The sequence below is a fragment of the Leifsonia sp. 71-9 genome (assembly GCF_001898805.1).
Taxonomy (GTDB): Bacteria; Actinomycetota; Actinomycetes; order Actinomycetales; family Microbacteriaceae; genus Leifsonia.
In genome coordinates, this window is record NZ_MKVJ01000017.1 from 476,327 (window position 1) to 489,546 (window position 13,220).

Genomic DNA, 13,220 nt, shown 5'->3' on the forward strand with positions numbered 1-13,220 from the left:
CTCGCAGGTTTCTGCGTCCTCCAGCTCCGTGCCTCTGCGCCGGAGCTTTTTTCTTTGCCCGCGGTCGAGGCGCACGCCGCTCCCGCGGTGTGCGACGAAGAAGATTGAGAGGTAGGCCATGGCGAACAAGGAAGCCACGGTTGCCGAGCTCGAGAACCTGTTCACGAGCTCGACCGCCGTTCTGCTGACCGAGTACCGCGGTCTCACTGTCGCTCAGCTCAAGCAGCTGCGCACGTCGATCAGTGAGCACGCGACGTACGCCGTGGTGAAGAACACGCTGACCAAGATCGCAGCGAACAAGGCCGGAATCTCGTCGTTCGACGACGAGCTCGCCGGTCCGTCCGCGATCGCATTCGTGCACGGCGACCCGGTCGCCGTCGCGAAGGCACTGCGCGACTTCACCAAGGCGAACCCTCTGCTGGTGGTCAAGGGCGGTTACTTCGACGGTAACCCGCTCACCGCCGAAGAGGTAGGCAAGCTCGCCGACCTCGAGTCCCGTGAGGTTCTGCTGGCCAAGCTGGCCGGCGCCTTCAAGGCCTCGCTGTTCGGAGCCGCATATCTGTTCAACGCACCGCTGTCGCAGGCCGTTCGCACGGTCGACGCGCTGCGTGAGAAGCAGGAGTCCGCTGCGTAAGGTCCCTCGAGGACCAGGCCCCCGGGCCCCGCAAGCGGTGAGTAACCACACACACTAAGGAGAAAATCATGGCAAAGCTGTCGACTGACGAGCTGCTCGACGCGTTCAAGGAGCTCACGCTCATCGAGCTGAGCGAGTTCGTGAAGAAGTTCGAGGAGACCTTCGAGGTCACCGCCGCCGCCCCCGTCGCCGTTGCTGCGGCCGGCGCCGGCGCTGCTGCCCCCGCCGAAGAGGTCGAGGAGAAGGACTCCTTCGACGTCGTCCTCGAGTCGGCCGGTGACAAGAAGATCCAGGTCATCAAGGAGGTGCGCGCCCTCACCAGCCTCGGCCTCGGTGAGGCGAAGGCTCTCGTCGACGGTGCGCCCAGCACCGTTCTCGAGGGTGCCAACAAGGAGGCCGCTGAGAAGGCCAAGGCGCAGCTCGAAGAGGCCGGCGCCACCATCACCCTCAAGTAGTCGACGCCCCCTCGGGGCTCTTCTGCACACAGGCTGACGCTGTACGACGCGGCTCCTCTCGCGAGAGAGTCCGCGTCGTGGAGGGCGTCGCTCCCATCGTGGGGCGACGCCCTTCGTGCGTTTAACGCTGCGGTCTAGAGGGCCCCGACGGGCCTTCCTAGGATGGGTCGCATGGGGAGATCGCACGCACTCGCGCTCGTATTCGTCGGGGTCGTCACGGCCGGAGTCGCGGGGGCGGTGGTCGCGGCGCCCGCATCGGCGGCGCCGAGCGCCGACCTCGTCATCACGGCGTCTCCCGACGCTCCCGCCGCGATCACCGCCGGCACGACGGTCGTCGTCACATACGCCGTGACGAACACCGGCGACGCGGCGTTCTCCCGGCTCGACGTCACCACGGTCGAGAACACCGGGACGGGCACGCTGACACCGGCGACGTGCGTCGGTCTACCGCTGGCTCCGGGCGCCTCCACCACCTGCACCGCCGACTACACCGTCACTCAGCGCGACGTCGACGCCGGCGGGATCGTCCTCAGCGCGTTCGTCACGGCCACCGGCAACCCGGGCGAGACGATCGACACCGCCACCCGGGAGCTGATCCTCGACGCCGTGCGGGATCCGGGGCTCGCGCTGACGAAGTCGGTCACCCCGGCATCGGGTCCGGTCGTCGCCGGCGGCGGCGTGACCTATTCCTACGCGATCACCAACACCGGGACCGTCACCGTGACCGGGCTGACCGTCGTCGAGGGCCTCTTCACCGGGACCGGGACGCTCGGCGCGATCTCGTGCCCCGCCACCACCCTCATCCCGGGCGAGACGGTGACCTGCACCGCTCCGTACACGCTCACGTCCGCCGACGTGGCCCGCGGCACGCTCAGCAATACGGCCACGGCCACGGGCGGGACCCCGGAAGAGACGGTCGTGACGTCGCCCGCGTCGACTGCGACGCGGACCCTCGCGACCGCGGTCGCGACTCCGACTCCCTCGCCGTCGAGCCCCGCTCCGACAGCCGTCGACCCCGCCGTGTTGGCGGACACCGGCTCCACGGCCGGGTTCGGGGCGCTCGGCGCGGCCGCCGTCCTCCTGCTCGCGGGCGGCCTCGCCCTCGTGCTGACGCGCCGTGTCCGGAGGGTCTGACATCGACGCGACCGAACCCGCCGCCGCCGATCTCGCCGCCACCGACGCCGCCGCCACCCGCATCGCCTACGACGCCGTGGCGCAGGACTACGCCGACCTGCTGCGCGACGATCTGCGCGGCAACGTCTTCGACCGGGCGGTGCTCGGCATCTTCGCCGAGCAGCTGAGCGGTGACGGCGGGGGACCGGTCGCCGATCTCGGCTGCGGCCCCGGACGCATCGCGGGCCATCTCGCGGAGCTCGGCCTCGACGTCTCCGGGATCGACCTGTCGCCCGGGATGGTGGAGGTCGCGCGGCGCGAGCATCCCGACATCCCGTTCGCGGTCGGGTCGATGCTCGACCTCCCGTTCGACGAGGCGGAGCTGGCCGGCGCGCTCGCCTGGTACTCGATCATCCACATCCCGCAGAGCGAGCAGGATGCTCTCTTCGCCGAGTTCGCCCGCGTCGTCCGCCCCGGCGGCCGGCTGCTGCTGGCGTTCCAGGTCAGCACCGCGGGGGACGAGGACGTGGGGCACCTGACGCACGCGTACGGCCACGACATCGACCTGCGCACGCGGCGCCAATCGCCCGAGCGGGTCCGTCGCCGGCTCGCGGCGGCGGGATTCACCGTCACCGGTGAGGTGCTGCGCGAGCCGGTCGCGCCCGAGAAGAGCCGGCAGGCGTACCTGCTCGCTCAGCGGGGCGCGGGCTCGGAGTCGTCCGCCTCCTGAGCCGCCGCAGCGGCCTCGGCGTCGGCGAACGCGTTGACCCGGCGCCGCACGACGAACCAGCCGCCGATCAGCAGGGGGACGACGACCACGAGCGCCGCGCCGACGGTGAAGGTGCCTGTTGGATAGTCGAGCAGGATGAGCAGACCCACGATGCCGAGGAAGGCGAGCGCCACGTAGCCGGACCACGGCGACCACGGCATCCGGAACGACGGCCGCGACTCCTCGCCGCGCCGCGAACGGCGGTAGAGCGTCAGCTGGCAGAGCACGATGACGCTCCACGCGGTCAGCAGGCCGACCGAGGTGAGGTTGATGCCGATCTCGAACGCCTGCTCCGGCAGGAACACGTTCAGGACGACGCCGAGCAGCGCGACCGTCCCGGTGATGACGATGCCGCCGTAGGGCACGCCCGAGTGGTTCATCCGCGCCGCGAAGGCGGGGGCCGCTCCGCGCAGGGCCAGCGATCGGGCGATCCGGCCGGTCGAGTAGAAGCCCGCGTTGAGCGAGGACAGCGCGGCCGTGAGGACGACGAGGTTCATCACGACATCCGCGCCCTGCACTCCGATGGAGGCGAAGAAGGTCACGAACGGGCTCTCGTCGGCGGAGTAGGCGCTCGATGGCAGCAGGAGGGCGAGGAGCAGCACCGAGCCGACGTAGAAGAGCGCGATGCGCAGGATGACGGAGTTGATCGCGCGGGGCATGGTCCGCTCCGGGTCGGCGGTCTCGCCCGCGGCGGTGCCGACCAGCTCGATCGCGCCGTAGGCGAAGACGACGCCCTGGACGACCAGGATGAGCGGGACGACCCCGTGCGGGAACATCCCGCCGCTCTCGGCCAGGAGAGCGAAGCCGGGGGTGTGGCCGGCGACCGGGGTCCCGAGCACCACGAACAGCGTCCCGATCACGAGGAACAGCACCAGCGCCGCCACCTTGATGAGCGCGAACCAGAACTCGAGCTCGCCGAACACCTTCACCGAGAGCAGGTTGAGGCCGAACACCAGCACGAGCGCGGAGAAGGCCCACACCCACTGCGGCACCTCGGCGAAGAAGGGGAGATAGGCGCCGAAGAACCGCAGGTAGAGGGCGACCGCCGTCGCGTCGACGACGCCGATCATCGCCCAGTACATCCAGTACATCCACCCGGTCACGAAGCCGGCCTTCTCGCCGAGGAACTCGCGGGCGTAGCTCACGAACGAGCCGGAGTCCGGTCGCCGCAGCACCAGCTCGCCGAGGGCGCGGAGGATGAGGAACGCGGCGAGGCCGCAGACGGCGTAGGCGATCACGAGGGACGGCCCGGCCGCCGCGAGCCGTCCGCCGGCGCCGAGGAAGAGCCCGGTGCCGATCGCGCCGCCGATGGCGATCATCTGGATGTGCCGGGGCTTCAGCTCGCGGTGGTAGCCGGCCGGGCCCTCGGTGCCGGGCCGTTCGGGAGGAGTGCTTCGTCGCATGCTCCGATTGAAGCATCCCGGATGCTGTATATCACTAGCAGGCAATGAATGCATTCACTTGATTTATATAGGCCAGCTATATAAAATGGAGGACATGTCCGAGAACCGCACCGAAGAACTGAGGAGCACGCTGGGCGATCTGGTCGTCGCCAGCCATCGTCTCACCCGCCTCGCCGCCCGGGTCACCGGGAGCACGGAGTCGCCCGCCATCTGGCGCACGCTGAGCGTGCTGCAGACCTCGGGGCCGCTGCGGCTGGGGGAGCTCGCCTCGCACAGCCGGGTCTCGCAGCCGACCATGACCAAGCTGGTCCGCACGCTCGTCGAGTCCGAATGGGTCAAGCGCATCGCTGACACCGACGACGCCCGGGCCTGGCAGATCGCCATCACCGCGAAGGGTGCCGGCGCGCTCCAGGAGTGGCGCGACGAGCTCTCGGCCGCGCTGGTGCCGATGTTCGCCGATCTGAGCGACGAGGAGCTGGCCGCCATGCGCAGCACCGTCGAGCTCATCGCATCCCGCGTCGACCTCTCGACGGCGACCTCCGCGGTCCTCGCCGCCGCGCGCTGAGCGCGCACCTCTCCCGCATCTTCCCGCACCACCGAATCGCCAGGAGCCGTCCACCCTCGATGTCCCACGACAAACCAGACAACATCCTCAAGCAGCCCACCGCCGTGTGGGCCGTCGCATTCGCCTCCGTCATCGCCTTCATGGGCATCGGACTGGTCGACCCGATCCTCCCGGCGATCGCCAAGAGCCTCGAGGCGACCCCGACCGAGACGGAGATGCTCTTCACGAGCTACCTGCTCATCACGGGCCTGGCGATGTTCTTCACCAGCTGGATCTCGAGCCGGATCGGCGCCAAGCGCACCCTCCTGATCGGTCTGGCGCTCATCGTCGTGTTCGCGCTCGCCGCGGGCCTGTCGCAGAACGTGGAGTCGATCATCGGCTTCCGCGCGGGCTGGGGCCTGGGCAACGCGCTCTTCATCTCCACGGCGCTCGCGACCATCGTCGGCGCGGCGTCGGGCGGCACCTCGGCCGCGATCATCCTCTACGAGGCGGCCCTCGGCCTCGGCATCGCCATCGGCCCGCTGCTCGGCGGCCTCCTGGGCAGCTGGAGCTGGCGCGGACCGTTCTTCGGCACCGCCACCCTGATGGCGCTCGGCTTCATCGCGATCGTCGTCATGCTGAAGAAGACCCCCGAGAAGCCCGTCCCGACGAAGCTCTCCGCTCCGTTCCGCGCCCTCGCGAAGCCGGCGCTCGGGTTCCTCGCCGCCGCCGCGCTGTTCTACAACATCGGCTTCTTCGTGCTGCTGGCCTACACGCCCTTCGCCCTCGTGCCCCTGGGCGTCGAGGACGCGATCACGCTCGGCCTGATCTTCTTCGGCTGGGGCGTCTCGCTCGCGGTGACCTCGGTGTGGGTCGCGCCGCTGCTGACCTCGCGCCTCCCGCGCACCCGGGTGCTGTGGATCGTGATGCCGCTCCTGGCGATCGACCTGGCGGCGGCCGGCCTGTTCATCTCGTCCCTCGCCGCGCTCATCGTCTGCGTGATCATCGGCGGCCTGCTGCTCGGCATCCTGAACACGGTGCTCACCGAGTGCGTGATGGAGGCGACCGACCTGCCCCGCTCCGTCGCCTCGAGCGCGTACTCGGGCGTCCGGTTCCTCGGCGGCGCCATTGCCCCGCCGGCGGCGACGCTGCTGGCCGACACCATCAGCCCGGCCACGCCGTTCTTCGCCGGCGCCGTCTCGGTGCTGATCGCCGTCGCGCTCGTGATGATCGGCCACAAGCACCTGCGCCGGGTCGACGCCCCGCAGGAGTCCACGCAGCAGGAGGCCGAGGTGCTGGCGCTCGCGGACGCCGACTGAGCGCCTGCCGAACCGAATACGAAGGGCCGCCCTGTCCTAGTCAGGGCGGCCCTTCTCGCGTCGAGACCTAGGAAAGCCTGTCGCGAGCCTCCACTGCCACTCGATCGTGCCTACCCGAAAGGCGCGATCCGCGGCAGCGGCGCAGAAACATTCTTTCAGATGGACGGGGCTGCTCGGTACACGGCGCGCGGTGGGGCCGTCGAGGAGCGCACGACGAGCGAGACGGGGGAGCGGACCGACCCGCGCCGGGGCTCCCCGCCGCCGAGTTCGTCGAGCAGGATCCGCGCGGCGACGGCGCCCTGCTCGAACGGGCTCTGCGCCATCGTGGTGAGCCCGAACGACTCCGAGAAGTCGTGGTCGTCGATGCCGATGACCGAGAGATCGCCCGGCACGCTGAGGCCGTGGTCCCCCGCGGCGAGGATCGCGCCGAACGCCATCTCGTCCGACCCGGCGAACACCGCGGTCGGCCGCGGACCCGGTCGGTCGAGCAGCCGGTTCATCGCCGCGCGGGCCGCCGGGAGGGCGAAGCCGCCCGGCACGATCCACTCCGGCCGCACCGGGAGGCCCGCAGCCCGCATCGCGATGGTGAAGCCGCGCAGACGCCCGGCCGGCACCTGACTGTTGAGCCCCTCCTCGTCCTCCCCGCCGAGATGGGCGATCTCGGTGTGGCCGAGGCTCAGGAGGTGCTCGGTCGCGCGGCGCGCGGTGCTGCGCTCGTCGATGCCCACGCTCCGCAGGCCCTTCACCGGGCCCCCGACGACGATGGTCGGGTGACCGAGCGAGGCCAGCTGCTCGCGCTCCTCCACGGTGAAGTCGAGGCAGAGCGCGAGCAGGGCGTCGGTGCGCTTGCGCAGGATGCTCCGGTGGAACACCCGTTCCCGGTCGCCGCGGTGGCCGCCGAGATTGAACAGGATCATGTCGTAGCTGGCGGCGCGCAGCTCGGCGTCGACGCCCTCCATCACCTGGGTGTAGAACCAGCGGCTGACCGACGGGACGACCACCCCGAGCGCGAGGGTGCGGCCGCTCGCGAGACCGGAGGCGCTGGAGGAGGCGACGTAGCCGAGCTCGTCGGCCGCCCTCCGCACCGCGGCGCGCGTCGTGTCGGAGACGTTCGGGAGGCCGCGGAGCGCCCGTGACACGGTCGCTGTGGAGACGCCGGTCGCGCGCGCGACCTCCTCGATCCCGGGCATCCGCATCGTCGGTCGCTCAGAGCTGCTCGGAGGCGGCCTGCTCCTGCTGCGCTCTGAGGCGCGCCGCCAGGATGCGGCGGCGCGCCTGCCAGAGTGCGATCAGCAGCAGCACCAGGACCAGGGTGATCAAGGCCCAGAGGAGCGCCGGCTGGCCGGTCAGCTCGCAGACGAGCGTGATGACGAAGAACGCGACCGCGAAGAAGCCGACGAAGCCGATCCCGACGTCGACGGCTTCTCTCGGATCGCTCCAGCGCATCTGCTCAGCCCTTCACTCCGCCGGCGGTGAGTCCCGCGACGATCCGGCGCTGGAAGATCAGCACCAGGATGATGAGGGGGACGGTGACGATCGTACCGGCCGCCATCACGGCGGTGTACGGCTCCTGGTGCGGCTGGCTGCCGGTGAAGGAGGCGATGGCCACGGTGACCGGCTGGGTCGCGTCGCTCGACAGCTGGCTGGAGATCAGGAACTCGTTCCACGAGGAGATGAACGCCAGGATCGCCGTCGTGAACACGGCCGGGGCCGCCAGGGGCAGGATGATCTTGCGGAACGCCTGCGCCTGAGTGCAGCCGTCGATCCGTGCCGCCTCCTCGAGGTCCCACGGCATCTCGCGGAAGAACGACGAGAGCGTGTAGACCGTCAACGGCAGTGCGAACGAGATCTGCGGGATGATCAGCGCCTGGTAGGTGCCCATCCAGCCGATGCTCGTGAACAGCTGGAACAGCGGCGTGATGAGCGCGACGCCCGGGAACATCGAGGCGGCGAGGATGATGCCGAGCACGATGCCCTTGAACCGGAAGTCGAGCCGCGCCAGGGCGTACGAGGCGAAGATGCCGAACACGAGGGACACGACGGTGACGCAGACGCCGATGATCAGCGAGTTCAGCAGCGCCTGGCCGAGGTGGTTGCCCAGGTTCGTGGAGAACGCGGTCGCGTAGTTGTCCCACGTGAAGTGCGTGAACCACGGCGTCGTGTCGAAGGTGTAGCCGACATCCCGGAACGAGGTGACGACCATCCAGTAGAAGGGCAGCAGGCACCACAGGACGATGACGACGGCCTGCACGCCCGTGCGGACGCCGGCGTTGCGACGGCGGGACGAGCCCTTCCTCTTCGTCTGGGTGCGGGGGAGGGCGTTCGCCTCTGCGGTGGCGGCGGCGGGGCCGGCGACTGCGGTCATTCCTTCGCTCCCTTCTGCTGGGCTTCCTGCGTTCTCACGACGTTCGTCCCGAGTATTCGGACGAAGATGAACGCGACGAGGAAGATGATGATGAACGTGATGGTCGAGAGGGCGGCCGCGCTGTTGAAGCCCTGCCTGATCTGGTCGATCACCAGGATCGACAAGGTCGTCGTGGCATGGCCCGTACCTCCTCCACCGCCGGTGAGGATGGCCGGCAGGTCGTAGATGCGGAGGGCGTCGAGCACGCGGAACAGGATGGCGACCATGAGGGCCGGCTTCAGCAGCGGCATCGTGACCCGCCAGAACCGCTGCAGGGTCGACGCGCCGTCCATCTTGGCGGCCTCGTAGACGTCTTCGGGGATGAGCTGCAGACCCGCCAGGATCAGCAGCGCCATGAACGGCGTGGTCTTCCACGTGTCGGCGATGATCACCGCGAACCGGGAGGCCCACTCGTCACTGGTCCAGAGGATGTGCGCCCCGAGGATGGCGTTGGCGATGCCGGCGACCGAGAAGATGAAGAACCACAGCTTGGCGGTGACGGCGGTCGGGATGGCCCACGGCACGAGGATCGCGGCGCGGACGAAGCCGCGGCCGCGGAACGCGCGGTTCATGATGAGGGCGAACCAGAGGCCGAGGACGGTCTCGAGGATGACGGTCGTCACCGTGAAGAAGAAGGTGACGAACACGGCGTTCCAGAACGTGGAACCCAGGTTGCCGGGCGGGCACGCGATGGTGGTGCCGTCCGTCCCCATGCACTGCTGGAACAGCCAGTGGGCGTAGTTCTGGAATCCGGCGAAGCCGCCCTGCACGAACAGGCCGGTGGCCGGGTCGAGGCCGGCATCCTTCTGGAAGGACATGACGATGGCGGTCACGACCGGGTAGCCGATGACGACGGCCAGGAGGATGAGTGTCGGGATGATCAGGTAGAGGGCCCAGCGGCTCTGCTGGCGCCTGTTCTTCTTGATACCGGCCCGGACCGGTGGTTTGCCGCTCTGATTGGTGGATGAGGGGGCGACGACGTTCGACGCTGACATGTGTGCCTCCGGTGACGTGGCAGAAGAGAGGGGGACCGGGCGGCGGGAAGGATCCCGCCGCCCGGTGACCGGTGGACCGGCCGGGTCAGCCCTGGCTGGCCGTCTGGATCGCCGACGCCATGTCCTTCAGCGCCTGGTCGACCGTCTTGTCGCCCTTGAGGGCGGCGTAGGAGTTGTCCTGAACGGCCTTGGTGATCGCCGGGTAGAACGGCGAGACGGGACGCGGCACCGCGTTCTCGATCGACGTCTTCAGGGTGGTCAGGTACGGCAGCTGGGTGTTCAGGTCCGCGTCGTCGTACAGCGACGAGAGGACCGGGGCCAGCGAGCCCTGGGTCACGAAGAACTTCTGCGTCTCTTCGCTCTGCAGGAACTTGAGGAACGCGAACGCGGTCGCCTTGTGCTTGGAGTACACGCTGATGGCCGCGTTGTGGCCGCCCAGGCTGGAGACGCCCGGCTTGTCGGCGGTCACGCCCGGAAGCGGTGCGATCCCGAAGGTGTCCTTGACCGTCGAGGAGCCGTCGGTCTTGGCCAGGTTGTAGACGTACGGCCAGTTGCGCATGAAGAGCAGCTTGCCGGCCTCGAACGCCTGCCGGCCCTGCTCCTCCTGGTAGGTGATGGCCTCGGCCGGGATCTGGCCGTTCTTGAAGCCGTCCACCAGGCGGGACAGACCCGCGTTGGCCTGCTTGCTGTCGACCGTCACCGTCTTGCCGTCGTCGCCGACGATGGTGCCCCCGTTGGTGTTGATGGCCTCGGCCACGTTCACCGTCAGGCCCTCGTACTGGGCGAACTGGCCGGCGTAGCAGCCGATCCCGTTGGCCTTGGCGATGTCGCAGTCCTTGAGCATGTCGTCCCAGGTCTTCGGCGGCGTGGGCACGAGGTCCTTGCGGTAGTACAGGATGCCGCCGTCGGAGGTCTGCGGCGCCGCGTACTGCGTGCCGTTGTAGGTGCCCGACTTGACCGTCGGGGCCAGCAGGGCCGAGTTGTCCATCTTGAAGTCGCCGGTCAGCGGCTGCAGCCAGCCCTTCGCCGCGAACTCACCCGTCCACACCACGTCGACATCGACGACGTCGTAGTTGGAGTCCTTCGCCTGGAAGTGCTGCACGAGGTCGTCGTGCTGCTGGTCCGCCTGATCGGTCTGCTCCTTGAAGGTGACCTTCTCGTCGGGGTGCGCTGCGTTCCACTTGGCGATCAGGGGGCGGACGACGTTCGAGTTGTCCTTGCCCTGCACGTAGGTGATGGGGCCTTTGCCCGTGAGGTTCTGGCTGGCGTCGCCGCCGCTGCTGCTTCCTCCCGATCCCCCACCCGTGCAACCGGCAAGCGCGAGGCCGATCAGGGCGACTCCCGCGACCACGGAGAGACGTGCTGCTTTCATTTCACTCCTCATTGAGCTCTTGGTGCGGGCGCGGGTGCGCCCGCCGACACCGTACTCCGGCTGCGCTCGTCTATGCAAGCGTTTACGTCAAGCGCTTGCATCACGGTTCCGTCACGGTGTTCCACCCTCGGGCGGGGGCCGAGGAGGTGTGGGACCGGTCATCCGCGCCGCGGACGGGCGCGTCGGACGGCAGGCATAGGCTGAGGCCGTGAGCGGGATGCGCGGGATGGGCATGGGCGGCGGAGGCGGCGGCGGGATGCGGTCGCGCGTGAGCGGCGGCGACGCCGAAGCGCAGAAGGCGCTCAACGCCACCGCCCCGAAGATCCCGCACCTGTTCCGCCGGATCGTGTCGCTGTTCGCCGCGCACCGCACCGCCATCATCGTCACGATGGTGCTCGTGCTGGTCGGCGCGGCCCTGTCGGTCATCCCGCCCCTCCTGACCCAGCGCGCCTTCGACGACGGGCTCTTCCCCAAGGGCGGCCCGGACATGCCCGTGCTGATCGAGATCGTCGTCGCGATGATCGTGGTCTTCGTCGGGTCCGCCCTGCTCGGCGTCTGGCAGACGTACCTGACCGCCTCCGTCGGCAACAAGGTTATGGGGGCGCTGCGCGTGCGCCTCTTCTCGCACCTGCAGTCGATGGAGCTGAGCTTCTTCACCAAGACCAAGACCGGCATCATCCAGTCCCGCCTCCAGAACGACGTCGGCGGGGTGGCGAGCGTGCTCACCAACACGATGTCGAGCATCCTGGGCAACACCGTGACGGTGATCGCGGCGCTCGTCGCGATGCTGCTGCTCAACTGGCAGCTGACGATCGTCGCGGTGGTCCTGATGCCCATCCTCGTGATCGCGCAGCGGCGGGTCGGGCAGGTGCGCGCGCGGATCGCGACGCGCACGCAGGAGTCGCTGTCGGACATGACCGCCATCACGCAGGAGACCCTGAGCGTCTCGGGCATCCTGCTCTCGAAGAGCTTCAACCGGCAGGGCGCCGAGGTGCAGCGCTACTCCGACGAGAACGAGAACCAGATCCGCCTGCAGGTCTCGCAGGCGATGAGCGGCCAGTGGTTCTTCGCGATGGTGAACATCTTCCTGTCGTCGATCCCGGCGATCGTCTACGTCGTGTCGGGATGGCTCATCCTGGGCGGCGCGACGGACATCACGGCCGGAACGATCGTCGCCTTCACGACCGTGCAGGCGCGCCTCCTGTTCCCGCTGCTCGCGCTGATGCGCGTCGCGCTGGACCTGCAGACCTCGGGCGCGCTGTTCGCCCGCATCTTCGAGTACCTCGACCTCAAGCCGGCCATCGCCGACCGCCCCGACGCCGTGCCCGTCGACCCCGAGCGCGACCTCGGCCGCATCGAGTTCGACCACGTCGTCTTCCGCTACCCGGACGCGCGGGAGGGCGAGCGCAACACGCTCGACGACGTGTCGTTCACCATCCGCGCAGGCGAGTTCGCCGCCTTCGTCGGACCGAGCGGCGCGGGCAAGACGACCGTCTCGTACCTGATCCCGCGGTTCTACGACGCCACCAGCGGGCGCATCCTGTTCGGCGGCGAGGACATCCGCGGGCTGCAGCAGGAGTCGCTCGTCGCGCACATCGGCGTGGTCAGCCAGGAGACGTACCTGTTCCACGCCACCATCGCCGAGAACCTCCGCTACGCCCGGCCGGACGCGACGCAGGAGGAGCTGGAGGCGGCCGCCCGGCAGGCGAACATCCACGACACCATCGTGAGCTTCCCCGACGGCTACGCGACGATCGTGGGGGAGCGCGGCTACCGCCTCTCCGGCGGCGAGAAGCAGCGCATCGCCATCGCGCGCGTGCTGCTCAAAGACCCCGAGGTGCTCATCCTCGACGAGGCGACCAGCGCCCTCGACACCATCTCGGAACGCGTCGTGCAGCAGGCGCTCGACACCGCCTCCCGCGGCCGCACCACGATCGCCATCGCCCACCGCCTCTCCACCATCGTCGCGGCCGACGTGATCTTCGTCGTCGACCACGGGCAGATCGTGGAGCGCGGGACCCACCGGGAACTGCTGGAGGCGGGCGGCGTCTACACGAAGCTGTACCGCGAGCAGATCGAGGGGACGCTCAGCCCGGAGGGGTGAGGGGGCCGGAGGCGGCCGCTGCAACTCCGAGTGCGGGATGGGTCGGGGGCGGCCGCTGCAACTCCGGTGAATTCGCGGCTGTCGGGCAGGGACTCCGGTTGAACGGCG

The 13,220-nt window shown here is 69.2% G+C and carries 13 protein-coding genes; 7 read left to right on the forward strand and 6 right to left on the reverse strand.

Annotation, left to right across the window (positions count from 1 at the left end):
- The first annotated feature begins 118 nt into the window (after positions 1 to 118).
- The 4 genes from rplJ to BGO91_RS12030 all read left to right on the forward strand — a co-directional run bounded on the left by rplJ (position 119) and on the right by BGO91_RS12030 (position 2,932).
- Positions 119 to 634, forward strand: a complete 516-nt coding sequence (gene rplJ, locus BGO91_RS12015; RefSeq protein WP_025158075.1) for a 50S ribosomal protein L10 — start codon at positions 119 to 121, stop codon at positions 632 to 634.
- A gap of 68 nt (positions 635 to 702) precedes the next feature.
- Complete coding sequence (gene rplL / locus BGO91_RS12020; protein WP_290472985.1) at positions 703 to 1,089, forward strand: 50S ribosomal protein L7/L12; 387 nt, start codon at positions 703 to 705, stop codon at positions 1,087 to 1,089.
- 171 nt (positions 1,090 to 1,260) lie between these two features.
- Positions 1,261 to 2,223 (forward strand): hypothetical protein, encoded by a 963-nt coding sequence (locus BGO91_RS12025; protein WP_290472986.1) that lies wholly within the window; start codon positions 1,261 to 1,263, stop codon positions 2,221 to 2,223.
- On the forward strand, positions 2,207 to 2,932 hold the full coding sequence (locus BGO91_RS12030) for a class I SAM-dependent methyltransferase (protein ID WP_290472987.1): 726 nt from the start codon (positions 2,207 to 2,209) through the stop codon (positions 2,930 to 2,932). Before BGO91_RS12025 ends, BGO91_RS12030 begins: the two co-directional genes overlap by 17 nt.
- Here the strand turns inward: BGO91_RS12030 and BGO91_RS12035 are convergent.
- Entirely contained in the window at positions 2,896 to 4,374 is a 1,479-nt protein-coding gene (locus BGO91_RS12035; protein ID WP_290472988.1) for an amino acid permease, read from the reverse strand. The two genes, BGO91_RS12030 and BGO91_RS12035, sit on opposite strands and share 37 nt — an antisense overlap.
- A gap of 94 nt (positions 4,375 to 4,468) precedes the next feature.
- Here BGO91_RS12035 and BGO91_RS12040 point away from each other — a divergent pair, with 94 nt between their 5' ends.
- Positions 4,469 to 4,939 (forward strand): MarR family transcriptional regulator, encoded by a 471-nt coding sequence (locus BGO91_RS12040; protein WP_290472989.1) that lies wholly within the window; start codon positions 4,469 to 4,471, stop codon positions 4,937 to 4,939.
- Positions 4,940 to 4,998: 59 nt separating this feature from the next.
- Positions 4,999 to 6,237, forward strand: coding sequence for an MFS transporter (locus BGO91_RS12045; protein ID WP_290472990.1), 1,239 nt, complete (start codon positions 4,999 to 5,001; stop codon positions 6,235 to 6,237).
- Positions 6,238 to 6,392: 155 nt separating this feature from the next.
- Here the strand turns inward: BGO91_RS12045 and BGO91_RS12050 are convergent, their stop codons facing one another.
- From BGO91_RS12050 to BGO91_RS12070, 5 genes are all read right to left on the reverse strand, one after another.
- Positions 6,393 to 7,427: a LacI family DNA-binding transcriptional regulator gene (locus BGO91_RS12050; RefSeq protein WP_290472991.1), complete on the reverse strand. Its 1,035-nt coding sequence runs from the start codon at positions 7,425 to 7,427 to the stop codon at positions 6,393 to 6,395.
- Between the two features lie 16 nt (positions 7,428 to 7,443).
- Positions 7,444 to 7,683, reverse strand: coding sequence for a hypothetical protein (locus BGO91_RS12055; RefSeq protein ID WP_290472992.1), 240 nt, complete (start codon positions 7,681 to 7,683; stop codon positions 7,444 to 7,446).
- Between the two features lie 4 nt (positions 7,684 to 7,687).
- Positions 7,688 to 8,602: a carbohydrate ABC transporter permease gene (locus BGO91_RS12060; protein WP_290472993.1), complete on the reverse strand. Its 915-nt coding sequence runs from the start codon at positions 8,600 to 8,602 to the stop codon at positions 7,688 to 7,690.
- Entirely contained in the window at positions 8,599 to 9,636 is a 1,038-nt protein-coding gene (locus tag BGO91_RS12065) for a carbohydrate ABC transporter permease (protein WP_290472994.1), read from the reverse strand. The genes BGO91_RS12060 and BGO91_RS12065 overlap by 4 nt, the downstream gene beginning before the upstream one ends.
- 85 nt (positions 9,637 to 9,721) lie before the next feature.
- A complete protein-coding gene (locus tag BGO91_RS12070; RefSeq protein WP_290472995.1) occupies positions 9,722 to 11,008 on the reverse strand; it encodes an ABC transporter substrate-binding protein in 1,287 nt (428 codons plus the stop codon).
- Between the two features lie 217 nt (positions 11,009 to 11,225).
- Here BGO91_RS12070 and BGO91_RS12075 point away from each other — a divergent pair, with 217 nt between their 5' ends.
- Positions 11,226 to 13,112, forward strand: coding sequence for an ABC transporter ATP-binding protein (locus BGO91_RS12075; RefSeq protein WP_290473143.1), 1,887 nt, complete (start codon positions 11,226 to 11,228; stop codon positions 13,110 to 13,112).
- The last annotated feature ends 108 nt before the right edge of the window (positions 13,113 to 13,220 follow it).

Bases quoted from the DNA above. Each gene is read 5' to 3' on its own strand.
- BGO91_RS12060 (WP_290472993.1), bottom strand. From the start codon at position 8,602: ATGACCGCAGTCGCCGGCCCCGCCGCCGCCACCGCAGAGGCGAACGCC.
- BGO91_RS12065 (WP_290472994.1), bottom strand. From the start codon at position 9,636: ATGTCAGCGTCGAACGTCGTCGCCCCCTCATCCACCAATCAGAGCGGC.
- rplL (WP_290472985.1), top strand. From the start codon at position 703: ATGGCAAAGCTGTCGACTGACGAGCTGCTCGACGCGTTCAAGGAGCTC.
- BGO91_RS12035 (WP_290472988.1), bottom strand. From the start codon at position 4,374: ATGCGACGAAGCACTCCTCCCGAACGGCCCGGCACCGAGGGCCCGGCC.
- BGO91_RS12040 (WP_290472989.1), top strand. From the start codon at position 4,469: ATGTCCGAGAACCGCACCGAAGAACTGAGGAGCACGCTGGGCGATCTG.
- rplJ (WP_025158075.1), top strand. From the start codon at position 119: ATGGCGAACAAGGAAGCCACGGTTGCCGAGCTCGAGAACCTGTTCACG.
- BGO91_RS12075 (WP_290473143.1), top strand. From the start codon at position 11,226: ATGCGCGGGATGGGCATGGGCGGCGGAGGCGGCGGCGGGATGCGGTCG.
- BGO91_RS12055 (WP_290472992.1), bottom strand. From the start codon at position 7,683: ATGCGCTGGAGCGATCCGAGAGAAGCCGTCGACGTCGGGATCGGCTTC.
- BGO91_RS12045 (WP_290472990.1), top strand. From the start codon at position 4,999: ATGTCCCACGACAAACCAGACAACATCCTCAAGCAGCCCACCGCCGTG.
- BGO91_RS12050 (WP_290472991.1), bottom strand. From the start codon at position 7,427: ATGCCCGGGATCGAGGAGGTCGCGCGCGCGACCGGCGTCTCCACAGCG.
- BGO91_RS12025 (WP_290472986.1), top strand. From the start codon at position 1,261: ATGGGGAGATCGCACGCACTCGCGCTCGTATTCGTCGGGGTCGTCACG.
- BGO91_RS12070 (WP_290472995.1), bottom strand. From the start codon at position 11,008: ATGAAAGCAGCACGTCTCTCCGTGGTCGCGGGAGTCGCCCTGATCGGC.